A 12,625-nucleotide genomic window follows, 5' to 3' on the forward strand; every position below is an offset into this window, starting at 1 on the left:
TTGTCTTTTTTTGGATACTCAATAGTCAATTTGTTTTATTAGAGTTAACTTTAAGAGATTGAGAAGCTATCTTGATAGACTCAATTAGTTGAGTCACCCGTTCTTTAATCTCATCGCGGACTCTAGGAAAAATTTCTAGGTGTTCTGCTGGATCGTCTAACTGCCAGTCTTCAAATACTTCCTGCGTAACCCACTCTGGCGGCAAATTCACGCCACAGCCACACAAAGAAATCACTACATCAAAGTCTTGTGCTTGGAAATCACTGAGGGGTTTTGAGTGTTGATCGGTAATGTCGATACCAATTTCTTTCATAGTAGCGATCGCTTCTGGTCTGACTTGACTTGCTTCTAATCCAGAGCTAATCACTTCAATCTTTCCTTTACCAAGAGTTTTAGCAAAACCTTCTGCCATTTGGGAACGAGCAGAATTCTTTTTGCAGACAAACATTACACGTTTCATAGTTCAACTCCTCCGAATAATTGGACTAAATTTATCAGGCTCTCGATTCCGGTGTTGTGAAATAACGTTTTTCAAGCCAGAAAGCAACATTAACAAGACCAATCAACACAGGTACTTCCACCAGAGGCCCAACAACGGCGGCAAAAGCAACACCAGAATTAATCCCAAACACTGCGATCGCAACTGCGATCGCTAGTTCAAAATTATTTCCTGCCGATGTAAATGCTACACTTGCGGCTCTAGAATAGTCTGTTTTAACGCGCCAAGCCATGTAAAAGCTGACCAGAAACATGATGATGAAGTAGACGATCAACGGAATTGCAATCTTCACCACATCTAAGGGGATCTGAACAATCAAATTACCTTTCAAGCTGAACATAATGACGATTGTAAATAACAGAGCAATCAGCGTGATCGGGCTGATTTTAGGCACAAATTCCTCGTGATACCACTGCTTACTTTTCGCCTTTACTAAGAAGAAACGAGTGAAAAATCCAGCTAAAAAGGGAATACCAAGATAGATAAATACGCTTTCAGCAATTTCGGCAATGCTAACATTCACAACACTACCTTGTAAGCCAAACAGTGGCGGTAATACAGTGATGAAAAACCAGGCATAAGGACTATAAAAGATGACTTGAAAGATGCTGTTGAAGGCAACCAATCCAGCCGTGTATTCTGTATTGCCTCGTGCCAAGTCACTCCACACAACTACCATTGCAATACAACGGGCTAATCCAATCAGAATCAATCCCGTCATGTATTCTGGATAACCGTGTAAGAAGATATAGCTTTTCCTAATCAAATGAGGTACTTCATAGCCCCCTATCGAAGAGCGGGGAGGGGGTTGGGGGTGGGGTTTTTGTACCTCACTCAACTGGGAACCGCTATAGTCGCCAGAGCAAACATCAAAATTGGCCCAATAATCCAATTCTGAATTAGTGATACACCAAGAATTTTTCCGTTGCGAAATACATCTCCCAACTCTTCGTATCGCACCTTAGCTAGGGGCGGGTACATCATCAGAATTAACCCGATAGCGATCGGTATATTGGTTGCTCCCACCTGGAACTGGTTGATAAACGCTTCTACTCCAGGAAAGAAATAGCCCAGGCCAACACCAATCGCCATTGCTAAAAAAATCCATAATGTTAGAAAACGGTCAATAAAAGAGAGGCGTTTTGAAGTCTTTTTGTTCATTATGAAGTGCATAGAGCTTACATTATTCAAAGTTTCATAATGAACAAGTTGCTTGGTTTGGATGATTGTCTATACCTAAAACTGTCCTTCCTTCCGTAACAACTCTCCAATTGTTAGGTTCATCTCTGCTTTTCCTTCAAATACAGTTCCCACTTTGCCTTGATACAAGTGAACGTAATTGAGGTGTTTGCTATCATCTGGTAAAGGTATATAGCCCACAGCACTAGCTGTTGTTGGTGCTTTATCAATGTAAAATTCTACAAATTTGTTTAGTAAGGCTTTGTTTTGGTTATCCCGAAAATTAACATAGATAAACAAAGGTCGAGCAAGGGGCTGATACTGAACTTTCTCTACAGTTTGACGTGATGGCAGTACTGCACCTTTGCCACTATCAATTGCCAACACTTTTAACTTATCTTGGTGTTTTTCGTAATAGGCAAAGCCAAAGTAACCTAAAGCATTTGGATCTTTGCTGATGCCATCTACCAAGACCTCATCATCCTCACTTGCTGTGTAATCATTACGGCTGGCTCTAGTTTTACCTACAGTCGCTTCTGTAAAGTAGTCAAAAGTACCAGACTTTTTCCCAGCACCATACAAATTAAGTGGGCGATCTGGCCAAGATGCACGTACTTGGTTCCATCTGGTGATTTTGCCTTGAGCCTCCGGTTCCCAAATCTTTTTCAACTCTGCTACTGTGATGTCTTTTGCCCAATCGTTTTGCGGATTAACGGCGACGGTAAGCGCATCAAAAGCAATAGGAAACTCCATATACGCCACACCATTTTTCTTGCAAGTTTCCATCTCCGCTTTCAAAATCGGTCGGGAAGCGTCGCTAATATCTGTTTCTCCAGCACAGAATTTTTCAAACCCGCCAGTAGTACCAGAAATGTTAACTGCAACCTTTACTTGATTCTTTGGGTCAACTTGATACTGTTTGGCGATCGCTTGTGTAATCGGATAGACCGTGCTGGAACCATCAATTTTAATTGTTGTTGTGGCAAGCTGATTAGAATCTCTTACCTGAGTCACCTTCTCTGACTGCTGAGTTTGAACAGATGGGTTAGGTGATGTTGTGCAACTGGTCGTTAAAGCAAACATTCCCAGTGCAATCACTAATTCTTTTTCTGTTATCTTCATTGACCCCACCCCTGTGAGTTATATCAAGAGTATATCTTCATCATTTCAAAAAAAATTGATTTGTCAATGTCTACATATCTAAAATTAAACAAAACATTACAAAAAAATTGATGAATATTTAAGTCTTGCAGGGAGGACGGATAGGTAATATTGGGCTAAAGCGGCGGAATTCTGCTAGATACTGCTCTAAAGCAACAAATTGGGGCAGATTGAGGCTGTAGTAGATCCAGCGCCCTTCTTGACGAGCGCGAACTAAACCAGCTTCTTTCAGGGTTTTGAGGTGAAAAGACAGTTTAGACTGAGTGGTTCCCAGATGGTCGCACAGGTCACACACGCATAGTTCTTGAGAGTGCAGGAGTTCTAAGACCTGAATTCGTAGGGGATCAGACAGGGCATGAAAGCCAGCAGCGATCGCATCAGGAGTGAAGGTGCTATTAGAAACCATCAATTTTTCTTGAAGTATTTCTTTATGGTAAAGTCTAAATAACTTAACTAGCGTACAGGCGCAAGCTTTTTTCGACCAAAGAGTTAAGGCTTTGTCCCTCTTTCTTTGCTTTAACTACAATTTTTTTGTGTAAATCAGGGTCAATTCTCACCATGAATTTACCTGAGAATGGCTTATCGGCATCCTCCCCACGTTCTCTACAAAAATCTAAATAATCATCCACTGAATCAGAAAAAGCTTGTTTTAGTTCCTCTACGCTACTACCTTGAAAAGTAATCACATCTCGAATATTAATTACTTCACCGTGAAAAATGTCTGCCTCAGCATCAAATTCTACAGATGCTTCATATCCTTTATATTTCATCGTTTTCAGTCCCCGCTTCTTTAATCCCCGCTTCTGTCAAGAACCGTCGCATCGACTTAACAGCACCTTTGTCAGTTTCTTTTTCAGAGTGTGGTCTGTGAAATGTAGCTCTTATATCATTAAGAGCAAATCTGACTCTTGACCCTTTTCCTTCTGATACCTCTGCACCAAGAGCAACTAACAAAGACTCTATATCACTCCAGAAAATATTTGATCTGATGGGGTTTTGAAAAAGGGCATCAAGAGTTTTTTGGTGTTTACTGTTAAGTTCCATTTTAATAGTATCATGTACTGATACTATAGCAATCCGATTTGATTCCTGAATCACTCGTAGAAAAAGGGAACGGGGAATAGGGAATAGGGAAGAAAAAATAAAGATGTACTAAGTTTTGTTCAAAAATCAAATAGGAGTCCTAATGATTTCCGAAAAAGGTTTATAGCCGATTCTTAGTTGGAATCACAATCATCGAAAAATAGGGTACTTTATCTGGCTCAACTTCATCCAGAGGTATGATGCGTTGCTGTGAGGTTGATGCCCGCTCAATATATCTGGCTCGTGATGCTAGCCCTAATTTATGCAGGATATCCCGTACTTTGGTAAAGTGACGACCTAGCTTCATAATTGCTGCTGCATCAGTCATCAATAGATGTGTGGTCAGTTCTTCTGCGGGCAATGGAGCAGGTAGTACGGTGAGAATATCAGTGTAGTAGGTGAAAGGTACACCCAAGGCTACTGGACAAGCCATCAGCGAAGAAACTCCAGGGACGACTTCTGTTTGGTACTGATCACATAACCGCGTGAACAGGTACATGAAGGAACCATAGAAAAATGGATCTCCCTCGCATAGCACCACCACATCTCGACCGGCTGCCAAATGGTCGGCGATTGGTTCAATTTCTTTATCATAAATAGACTTGGCCTTTTCTGGCTCCAAAGCGCGGGGGAGATGAAATAACACCTCGATTTGATTGCCAGGAAGATATTGTGCGACGATCGCTCTAGCAATACTCTCTTTACCTGTTGCTGATTGATAAGCTACCACAGGAGCCGCACGTAATAGCCGCAATGCTTTTAGAGTTAATAGTTCTGGATCGCCAGGGCCAACACCAATTCCATAGAGACGACCTTTGGTTGTCATATTCATTCTTCCTCCGTTGCCAGGGCGTTAACTGCTGCGGCTGCGATCGCACTGCCACCGCGCCGACCATGTAATGTTAAAAATGGTACATTCCTGCTATCTGCTGCCAATGCTGCTTTCGATTCGGCTGCACCGACAAATCCAACTGGAAAGCCTAAGATAATTGCAGGTTTGTTAGCTCCCTCGTCGAGCATTTCTAAGAGTCGAAATAGTGCTGTGGGCGCATTGCCAATTGCAATTACCGATCCTTCCAGGTGCGATCGCCATAATTCCAGGGCTGCTGCCGACCTTGTAGTACCCAGACGCTGGGCAATTTCTGGCACTTCCGGCTCGTTGAGGGTACAGATAACTTGATTGCTTGCAGATAACCGTCGCCTAGTAACGCCATCAGCAACCATCCGGCAATCGCATAAAATTGGCGCTCCCTCTGCTAGTGCTGCCCTTGCAGATTGCACTGCTGTTAATGAATATCCCAAGTCAGTCACAATATCCGTCATTCCACATGCATGGATGAGACGCACAGCAATTTTTGCTACATCTGGCGGCAGCACATCTAGATTCGCTTCTGACCGGATGATTGCAAAAGAATTACGGTAAATTTCGTTGGCATCTCGGATGTAGTCGGGCATTCAATTTTGGATTTTGGATTTTGGATTTTGGATTGACCTGTTCAGCAGGCGGAAAAGAATCTAAGTGTTTATTGAATCAGAGTTGTAATTGAGCGATCGATGTGCGATCGCTAAATTCTCTAAAGGATTCATTCAGATTCAAGCGTTGAATTTTATATACATCTAGCATCCGCTCTATTAATGCAGGTAGTTCAGCAAAAGTCACATATTGATATATTTCTCGTCCAAATTTCTCTTTGCTGTCACCAACATAAACGTGATAACCTTCTAGAGTTCCACTGTCATCCTCAATGCTGACACCAAGCAGAGTAATATCACTTTTGCTATGTTGGGCGCAGGATTTTTCGCAGCCAGTGAAGTGAATATTAACTGGGCAATCTAGAGTAACGCGAGTTTCAAGATACTCTGCTAATGCCAACGCATGACTTTTAGTGTCCGTAGCAGAAGAGGCACAACCTCTGTTTCCAGAACAGGCAACTAATGCACTTTTGATGTTAGTTGCTGAGGTATCTAATCCTAAAAAAGCAATTTCACTTTGGACATCACCAACCCATTGCTGAGGAATATCTGTTATCAGCAAATTTTGCCAAGGGGTTAACCGAAGAGTGCCACTACCATATTTTGCGGCTAAATCTGCCAAACCCTTCATCTGCCTACTTTCTAATCGTCCTAAAGGCAAGACGACACCAATGTAAAATAAGCCTTGCTGACGTTGGGGATGAATGCCAATATGCTGATACTTAGGATTTGACCTCTCCCCCAACCCCTCTCCTACAAGGAGAGGGGAGAATTCCTCCCCCTTCCCTATTAGGGAAGGGGGTTGGGGGGTTAGGTAACTGTAGAAAAGAGGGAAAGGTAGACGCTGCTGAACTTTTTGGAGATAATTTTCACAACCCAAAGTATTCAATAACTCTAAGAGACGTAGCCGACGATTATTTGTAGTATTACTATGAGCTAGATAGACTTCTGTTAAAGCTGCTAAGACAGGTAAACATTGCTCTGGTGTTAACAAAATTCCCGTATCGCTAGGCGGTTGACCCTTTGCGCCGACACTGAGATAGAGGCGGAAGTAAACATCAGCATCGACTAAGACAGCAGCAAATAGGATATCATTTAGGCGATCGCACACCCGAATTATCCCACCACCATCAAAGCAAACGCTAAATTTTGCCGACAGTCCCGAAAGGGCTGGATGTGTAGCAATATAATTATCCCAACCTTGGACAAAAGGGCGAGTGTCGATTAATTCTTGCGGGTCGATACCAGCAGTTGGGCTGGTCATAATGTTACGGATATGGTCTACAACAGAATTGGGAGAACCTAATCCCATAAGCTGTAGGTGTTTCAGAACTTCAGCATTGATCCCCGTGCGGATTTCGCGGACTTGTAGGTTAGCTCGATTAGTCACATCTACATAGCCACCACCGTGCTGATGTGCTATATCTGCGATCGCACGGCATTGCTGACTACTAATAATTCCACCTGGTATTCTAATGCGAGATAATATACCATCGGCGGCGGGTGTAGCGTAAAATAAGCCAGGACAAGTGGCAACTCCAGAAAGCAAATTTGGAACTCCTTCCCCGTGCGACGCAGGGAGTAGACGGTGAGTGAGCGTGTCTTCTCTGACATCTTGAGGTTGGCATTCTGACTTAGGCAATCCCATCACAGCTGCGGCACAGTCCCGGAATTTCACCGGAGTTTCCCAACTCCAAGCTTTAATAATTTAGCACGAGAAGGTAGTCAGAAAATTTAATACTTCATATTTTTAACGGATTGCAGAAAGTCAATCAATCGCAAGGGCTTTGACTTTTTATATCCAGTGCTATATTTAGAAGCAATACCAATTCGTAATACCCTGCGGGAAACCGCACTTCATTCATCTACATAATTAAGAAAGTTATATTTGAATGGCTGCAAAAGATATTTTTCATGATGCTGTTAGAAAAGGACTAGAAAAAGAAGGTTGGGTGATTACAGATGATCCTCTAGAAATTGAAGTCGGTGGGGTTGAAATGTACATTGATTTGGGTGCAGAACTGATATTAGCAGCTGAGAGAGCCGGAGAGAAAATAGCGGTTGAGATTAAGAGTTTTCTTGGTGCATCAAATATTTACGAATTTCATACAGCATTAGGTCAATGTTTCAACTATAAAATTGCTCTAGAGATTCAAGAACCAGAACGAGTTTTATACTTAGCTGTTCCTTTAGGAACTTATAGTAGCTTCTTTGCATTGCAATTTATTCAAATTGTTATTCAACGCTCTCAGCTAAAGCTAATCGTTTATGATCCTGTGAATGAGGTGATTGTAGAATGGAAAAATTAGAACAATATCGAGCTTATATTCAACAATTACTGGCAGCTTATGCTAGTCGAGGTTCGTCAAAGAGTGAAATAGAAAAACAAGTTATTTTTGATCCTATTAACGATCACTATCAATTAGTATACGTAGGCTGGAAGAGGCGACGACGGCAATATGGGTGTGTTTTGCATCTAGATATTAAAGATGGGAAGATTTGGATACAATACGACGGTACTGAGATTGGTATTGCCAATGACTTAGTAAAGTTAGGAATTCCAAAGGAAGATATTGTTTTGGCATTTCATGAACCGTTGGTAAGGCAATACACGGGGTTTGGTGTGGGTTAAAAAAGCTATGTCATTCAGGGTATTTCCAAGTATAAAATATCCCAATATTTCTTGTAGGATGTGCCAAAAATCCCCAACTTTTAAGAGAAGTTGAGAATCTAAGCTTTTAGCGATCGCAAACCATGACAATTTTACTCAAAAACATAATCTTGAGCGACCTTCCAATAGCGCGAAAACCGCTTTAAGTCAATATAGCCATCATAGTCAAAAAATGGTTCCACCTCCAGCACTTGGACTGCTATAGAACCCTCCATTTGATTGCATATATCATTAAACCGGGGACTGGGACTATTGGCTGTGACTACTAAATTTGCATCATGTTCTTGAGCAAAAGCTAAAATTTCTTGTCCCATATCGCCACGACGGATAACAACAGGTAACTCTAGCAAGCATTCGTAAATAAACGTGAGGCGTTTAAGACTCAGTTGCCATTCCTCTATCAAAGCCTCATCCCAAACCCAGATAGCTGGCGCATCAGGGTATTTTTGCAATCCGGGGTTGTATGGACTGAGGCAATCTCCATGTACCCAAACAATTGGTTTAGTCATTTGTCATTTGTCATTTGTCATTTGTCAAGAGTTATTATTCTCTTCCTTATCCCCCTTATCCCTCTTGTCCCCCTTGTCCTCCCCTACTCCCCCTGCTCCCCCTGCTCCCCTTCCCTTTCTTCTCACGCTGCCAACTTTGGCTATTGGCTTGTTTGCTAAATTCCCCTTTAGAAAAAAGTCGCTGTTCTAATTCTTCATAGCTGCCTTCAAAATCACAATGACCGTAAAGCGGACATTTCTGGCAATAAATACCTTCAGTGTAGCGTTCTAAGTTTTCACGGTTGAAAAAATATGGTTTATGACTAAAGGTGCTAGCAACCCACTGCCATGACATATTATTACTAGCAGGATCTCCATCTAAAAGGTGTTCGAGAAACCACTTCGCTCCTGCTTGCCAACGAATTCGCCGCCAATGGACAATGTAAGCCGCTAGCCACATCCGGGCGTGGTTATGTAAATAGCCAGTTTCTTTTAAATCACGGCTAAAGCTGTCGATACAAACCATACCTGTGATTCCTTGTCTGATATCTTGGGGCAATTCAGGTGCATATTCAGCCACAGTGTAACCAGTTTTGTACTCTTCCTGGTCTTTCCAGATTCCATCCCCTAACTTCACATACAACCGTTGCCAATAGTCGCGCCAGCCTAACTCGTTAATTAGTTTCGTCGCATCGCCTTGGTGTAGTACCCCTTCAAGGACATAATCTCGAATTTCTCGCAAACTCAAAACGCCATAACGGATATACGGCGAAAGTCGCGTCACAGCGCCTGTGAAAAAATTACGTGTTTGCGCGTAGCTTACTGCATCGATTTTTTGCAGCGCTTCTTGTGCTGCTTTGCGTCCCCCCAGAGTTTCGCTGATGTGGTTATCGCGTTCTGCTGCACCTGGGAATTGTTCGCGGAGGTAGGCTACCAAATCATCGCGGTTGGTAAATTCGCGTTGCATATCTTTAGACATGTGAACTTTGAAGGGTGGGAATAAATAAACAAAAATACCTGTAGGTTAAGTCATTATTATGGCGCATAAACACAAGCGTACACCGCAGGGGTTGCCGCAGGCATAGCTTATTGTCCTAATTTTTACTGGTGACGTGAATATCGCAGTAAGGCTAGACTGTCAGGGCAAACTGTGTTGTAAAAAACACCATGACCCTCTGCATTAATCCCCACTGCCCAAGACCCCAAAATTCTGAAAATATACTGTTTTGTCAAGCCTGTGGCTCAGAATTGCTCTTGGAAGGACGGTATCGAGTGACTCGCCAATTAGGTGCTGGTGGTTTTGCCAAGACATTTGAAGTCAACCACGCTAACACCCTCAAAGTATTAAAAGTTCTGATGCTAGATGATGCCAAGGCAGTATCGCTGTTTCAGCAAGAGGCACAAGTCCTAAGCCATCTGAATCATCCCGGAATTCCAAAGGGAGATGGATACTTTACCTTCTCTCACAAAAATAGCCAAGCGCCACTGCATTGCTTGGTAATGGAGAAAATCGAGGGTTTGGATTTGTACCAATATATGGAACAACGCGGTAATCGCCCAATTGATGAAAAGTTAGCACTTTTATGGCTAACTCAGTTGGCAAATATTTTGCATGAGGTGCATCAACAGAACTTTTTTCATCGAGATGTCAAGCCAGCAAATATTATGCTCAAAGCAGATGGACATCTGGCTTTGATAGACTTTGGTACAGCAAGAGAAGTTACATCAACCTATCATCAAAAAGCAGCAGGGCAGAATATAACAGGGATTTTTTCACCAGGCTATACACCACTAGAACAAGCCAATGGTAAAGCCGTACCACAATCAGACTTTTTCGCCCTCGGTCGCACATTTGTTTATTTACTTACTGGCAAATCTCCAGACCAATTTTCTGAAGACCCGCGAACTGGTAAGTTAATGTGGCGAGACAGTGCCTTACAAACATCTAAGCAGGTAGCTGGTTTGATTGATTACCTGATGGAAGCATTTCCTGGCAAGCGTCCTCAAAATGCCCAAATGATTGTGAGGTGTCTATCAGAAATTAATTCAACTGTACAGTCATATTCACCTTCTTCTTCAGCATCACAATTACCACCTACAGAAATAGAAAAGCCTAAACAAAGTAGGCAATTTAAAACCTCAGCAAATACTCAAATTCAATCGCCAAAAACTGAAACCAATATATTCTCTAGTAAGACTGCAAAATCCACAGGTACAGCAATTGCTTTCGCTATACTTTTTTTAATTAAATTCGGTAGTTGGATAATTCATAGACCTTTTCAATCTCATCCAATTCAGCCAGTTGTGACTTCAACACCAACTGAACTACAAGCAAGTAATTCTGAGCAAGCAAATACTGATTCCACTAGTCAACAACCTTCTATTTCCGAAGAAAATATACCCCAAGGTGTTCCATCTGGTTGGAAGAAGTTTGAGGGTGGTGGTGCAGAATTGTGGTTGCCTCCAAGTTGGGAAGGTGGAGATTTAAGCGAGAAATTAGACGAATTAAGAACGAGTTTAGGAAGTCATAATCCAGACCTTGAGAACTTTGCTCAAATAGTCAAACAAAATCCTTCGGCATTTTCCATTTGGGCTTTTGACACTAAAACTGCTAATTCTATTTCTCTTGGCTCTATTGTTATGATAATAAATGAACAAATTTACCCTGGTACTAATTTTAAAAATCTACTGAATGAATCTGTTGAAAATGGGTTTATTTTACTAGATAAAAAGACATATAAAATTGAAGATTACTATGTAGGAAGAATCATACAATTAGGTAAAAATAGCGGACAAATAAAATATATAATTAAAGATAGCGGTACTCTTTGGACTGTACTTTTTTCTGCCCGTAAAGATGAATTTGAACAGAATTTACCAATTTTTGAAGTAAGTATTCAAACCTTTTTATTCAAGCGTTAGCTTGTTGTATAAAGTATTGTATTTTTTGCTCAAGTGTAGGAATAATATACAAGCACAGTACCGCTAATGGGAAAAACCATAGCCTAATTTATGTACAATTTTATCTACAACGGGCTATACCTACACAATCTCTCATACCCCCATCATGAGCAACATTCCCCAATTCGGACAACCAGCGCCAGATTTCTCCATTCCTGACCAAAATGGCAATTCAGTCACTCTCGACGACCTCAGTAGTCAGTGGGTTGTCCTCTACTTCTACCCCAAAGATGACACACCAGGCTGTACCACCGAAGCGACAGATTTCACCGAATTGTATCAAGAATTCAGCACACTGGGAGCAAAAATCTTAGGCGTGAGTCCAGATTCGGGTAAATCCCATTGTAAATTTATCAGCAAACATAACTTGTCAATCACCCTGTTGAGTGACCCAGAACATATTTTGACAGAAGCATACGGCGGTTGGCGCTTAAAGAAGTTTATGGGCAAAGAATATATGGGTGTTGCTCGGTCAAGCTTTCTCATTTCACCTGATAAAATTATTGTCTATGCTTGGCCGAATGTGAAAAGCAAAGGTCATGCACAAGCAGTTTTAACTAAATTACGGGAATTAGCAGCAACGCAAAGTCCCAAATGAGTCAGGTAAACACGATTGGATGCAGGTATAGTTACAGCAATGCTACGTCAATCATATAGTAATAAAGCATGATGTGAGCAGCTTATTTGAGCAAGCGATCGCCGATGCACTGAACTCAGTCAATCCTCAAAAAGTTCTGGAAGGCAAAGTAGCTAATGCTATCATCCAGGCAGGGTTTGATTTAGTTGGTTTCAATAAAACAGTGGGTCTAAATGGCGAAGTTGGTGAAATCGATGTGGAAACCAGTAACGCTATCATCGAAGTAACAACCCAAACTGCTCGAAAGTTGAAGCAAGTTCAAAAGTTGATATAAGTGATGCCAGAACCCATTTCCCTAATTTCTAGTACTGAGATTAAACCAGGAGAATTTTTGAGTTTTCTGCAATATTCTAGAGTATTACTACATCTAGATAATCTATATGATGGACAGGGTTAGCGCGTCTCAAACCCTATTGACAGAGGGATTATGGCAGAGGGTCTGAGTTTGGGAGAGCCGCAGCCAAAACAGAAAC

15 protein-coding genes, 2 pseudogenes and 1 riboswitch are annotated in these 12,625 nt (G+C 41.7%); of the genes and pseudogenes, 5 read left to right on the plus strand and 12 right to left on the minus strand.

The genetic code is table 11. The features are described 5' to 3' along the window. Nucleotides 1-25 precede the first annotated feature (25 nt). From arsC to cobG, 10 genes and pseudogenes are all read right to left on the minus strand, one after another. Entirely contained in the window at nucleotides 26-460 is a 435-nt protein-coding gene (gene arsC / locus HWQ36_RS27525) for an arsenate reductase, glutathione/glutaredoxin type (RefSeq protein ID WP_292708775.1), read from the minus strand. A gap of 34 nt (nucleotides 461-494) precedes the next feature. Continuing rightward, nucleotides 495-1,247: pseudogene (arsB, locus tag HWQ36_RS27530) on the minus strand (ACR3 family arsenite efflux transporter); the annotation flags it as partial. Nucleotides 1,248-1,354: 107 nt separating this feature from the next. Next, nucleotides 1,355-1,660 (minus strand): annotated as a pseudogene (locus tag HWQ36_RS27535) (arsenical-resistance protein); the annotation flags it as partial. A 75-nt stretch (nucleotides 1,661-1,735) separates the two neighbouring features. Then, nucleotides 1,736-2,800 (minus strand): PstS family phosphate ABC transporter substrate-binding protein, encoded by a 1,065-nt coding sequence (locus HWQ36_RS27540; protein ID WP_292708777.1) that lies wholly within the window; start codon nucleotides 2,798-2,800, stop codon nucleotides 1,736-1,738. A gap of 118 nt (nucleotides 2,801-2,918) precedes the next feature. After that, entirely contained in the window at nucleotides 2,919-3,245 is a 327-nt protein-coding gene (locus tag HWQ36_RS27545) for a metalloregulator ArsR/SmtB family transcription factor (protein WP_292708779.1), read from the minus strand. Between the two features lie 43 nt (nucleotides 3,246-3,288). Then, nucleotides 3,289-3,609 (minus strand): type II toxin-antitoxin system HicB family antitoxin, encoded by a 321-nt coding sequence (locus HWQ36_RS27550; RefSeq protein WP_292708780.1) that lies wholly within the window; start codon nucleotides 3,607-3,609, stop codon nucleotides 3,289-3,291. Beyond that, nucleotides 3,599-3,883 carry a type II toxin-antitoxin system HicA family toxin gene (locus HWQ36_RS27555; RefSeq protein ID WP_292708781.1) on the minus strand — a complete coding sequence of 95 codons (285 nt, stop codon included), beginning with the start codon at nucleotides 3,881-3,883 and terminating at the stop codon, nucleotides 3,599-3,601. The genes HWQ36_RS27550 and HWQ36_RS27555 overlap by 11 nt, the downstream gene beginning before the upstream one ends. Nucleotides 3,884-4,043: 160 nt before the next feature. Further along, complete coding sequence (locus HWQ36_RS27560; protein ID WP_292708782.1) at nucleotides 4,044-4,748, minus strand: precorrin-2 C(20)-methyltransferase; 705 nt, start codon at nucleotides 4,746-4,748, stop codon at nucleotides 4,044-4,046. A gap of 2 nt (nucleotides 4,749-4,750) precedes the next feature. Beyond that, entirely contained in the window at nucleotides 4,751-5,377 is a 627-nt protein-coding gene (locus HWQ36_RS27565; protein WP_292708783.1) for a precorrin-8X methylmutase, read from the minus strand. Nucleotides 5,378-5,453: 76 nt separating this feature from the next. Further along, the gene (cobG, locus tag HWQ36_RS27570) at nucleotides 5,454-7,037 is read right to left on the minus strand and encodes a precorrin-3B synthase (RefSeq protein ID WP_366829808.1); all 1,584 of its coding nucleotides are present in this window, start codon (nucleotides 7,035-7,037) and stop codon (nucleotides 5,454-5,456) included. Next, a riboswitch (cobalamin riboswitch) is annotated at nucleotides 6,997-7,129 on the minus strand. Its footprint overlaps the gene before it by 41 nt. A gap of 158 nt (nucleotides 7,130-7,287) precedes the next feature. Between cobG and HWQ36_RS27575 the strand changes: the two genes are divergently transcribed. Together HWQ36_RS27575 and HWQ36_RS27580 are read left to right on the plus strand one after the other, a co-directional pair. Next, on the plus strand, nucleotides 7,288-7,704 hold the full coding sequence (locus HWQ36_RS27575; protein WP_292708784.1) for a XisH family protein: 417 nt from the start codon (nucleotides 7,288-7,290) through the stop codon (nucleotides 7,702-7,704). Beyond that, nucleotides 7,692-8,027 carry a XisI protein gene (locus HWQ36_RS27580; RefSeq protein ID WP_292708785.1) on the plus strand — a complete coding sequence of 112 codons (336 nt, stop codon included), beginning with the start codon at nucleotides 7,692-7,694 and terminating at the stop codon, nucleotides 8,025-8,027. The genes HWQ36_RS27575 and HWQ36_RS27580 overlap by 13 nt, the downstream gene beginning before the upstream one ends. 131 nt (nucleotides 8,028-8,158) lie before the next feature. On the opposite strand, the gene HWQ36_RS27585 is transcribed toward HWQ36_RS27580, so the two are convergent. After that, nucleotides 8,159-8,575: a hypothetical protein gene (locus tag HWQ36_RS27585; RefSeq protein WP_292708786.1), complete on the minus strand. Its 417-nt coding sequence runs from the start codon at nucleotides 8,573-8,575 to the stop codon at nucleotides 8,159-8,161. A 55-nt stretch (nucleotides 8,576-8,630) separates the two neighbouring features. Next, nucleotides 8,631-9,533 carry an FAD-binding domain-containing protein gene (locus tag HWQ36_RS27590; protein ID WP_292708787.1) on the minus strand — a complete coding sequence of 301 codons (903 nt, stop codon included), beginning with the start codon at nucleotides 9,531-9,533 and terminating at the stop codon, nucleotides 8,631-8,633. A 188-nt stretch (nucleotides 9,534-9,721) separates the two neighbouring features. Here HWQ36_RS27590 and HWQ36_RS27595 point away from each other — a divergent pair, with 188 nt between their 5' ends. The 3 genes from HWQ36_RS27595 to HWQ36_RS27605 all read left to right on the plus strand — a co-directional run bounded on the left by HWQ36_RS27595 (nucleotide 9,722) and on the right by HWQ36_RS27605 (nucleotide 12,426). Then, nucleotides 9,722-11,476 carry a serine/threonine-protein kinase gene (locus tag HWQ36_RS27595; RefSeq protein WP_292708788.1) on the plus strand — a complete coding sequence of 585 codons (1,755 nt, stop codon included), beginning with the start codon at nucleotides 9,722-9,724 and terminating at the stop codon, nucleotides 11,474-11,476. 145 nt (nucleotides 11,477-11,621) lie between these two features. Beyond that, a complete protein-coding gene (gene bcp, locus HWQ36_RS27600; protein ID WP_292708789.1) occupies nucleotides 11,622-12,113 on the plus strand; it encodes a thioredoxin-dependent thiol peroxidase in 492 nt (163 codons plus the stop codon). Between the two features lie 73 nt (nucleotides 12,114-12,186). Continuing rightward, nucleotides 12,187-12,426 carry a hypothetical protein gene (locus tag HWQ36_RS27605; RefSeq protein WP_292708790.1) on the plus strand — a complete coding sequence of 80 codons (240 nt, stop codon included), beginning with the start codon at nucleotides 12,187-12,189 and terminating at the stop codon, nucleotides 12,424-12,426. The last annotated feature ends 199 nt before the right edge of the window (nucleotides 12,427-12,625 follow it).

The organism is Nostoc sp. NMS2 (assembly GCF_017115105.1).
In the GTDB taxonomy this organism is placed as follows: domain Bacteria; phylum Cyanobacteriota; class Cyanobacteriia; order Cyanobacteriales; family Nostocaceae; genus Nostoc.

Coding starts and splice junctions, on each gene's coding strand:
- arsC (WP_292708775.1), bottom strand. CDS start 460: ATGAAACGTGTAATGTTTGTCTGCAAAAAGAATTCTGCTCGTTCCCAA.
- HWQ36_RS27540 (WP_292708777.1), bottom strand. CDS start 2,800: ATGAAGATAACAGAAAAAGAATTAGTGATTGCACTGGGAATGTTTGCT.
- HWQ36_RS27545 (WP_292708779.1), bottom strand. CDS start 3,245: ATGGTTTCTAATAGCACCTTCACTCCTGATGCGATCGCTGCTGGCTTT.
- HWQ36_RS27550 (WP_292708780.1), bottom strand. CDS start 3,609: ATGAAATATAAAGGATATGAAGCATCTGTAGAATTTGATGCTGAGGCA.
- HWQ36_RS27555 (WP_292708781.1), bottom strand. CDS start 3,883: ATGGAACTTAACAGTAAACACCAAAAAACTCTTGATGCCCTTTTTCAA.
- HWQ36_RS27560 (WP_292708782.1), bottom strand. CDS start 4,748: ATGACAACCAAAGGTCGTCTCTATGGAATTGGTGTTGGCCCTGGCGAT.
- HWQ36_RS27565 (WP_292708783.1), bottom strand. CDS start 5,377: ATGCCCGACTACATCCGAGATGCCAACGAAATTTACCGTAATTCTTTT.
- HWQ36_RS27575 (WP_292708784.1), top strand. CDS start 7,288: ATGGCTGCAAAAGATATTTTTCATGATGCTGTTAGAAAAGGACTAGAA.
- HWQ36_RS27580 (WP_292708785.1), top strand. CDS start 7,692: ATGGAAAAATTAGAACAATATCGAGCTTATATTCAACAATTACTGGCA.
- HWQ36_RS27585 (WP_292708786.1), bottom strand. CDS start 8,575: ATGACTAAACCAATTGTTTGGGTACATGGAGATTGCCTCAGTCCATAC.
- HWQ36_RS27590 (WP_292708787.1), bottom strand. CDS start 9,533: ATGTCTAAAGATATGCAACGCGAATTTACCAACCGCGATGATTTGGTA.
- HWQ36_RS27595 (WP_292708788.1), top strand. CDS start 9,722: ATGACCCTCTGCATTAATCCCCACTGCCCAAGACCCCAAAATTCTGAA.
- bcp (WP_292708789.1), top strand. CDS start 11,622: ATGAGCAACATTCCCCAATTCGGACAACCAGCGCCAGATTTCTCCATT.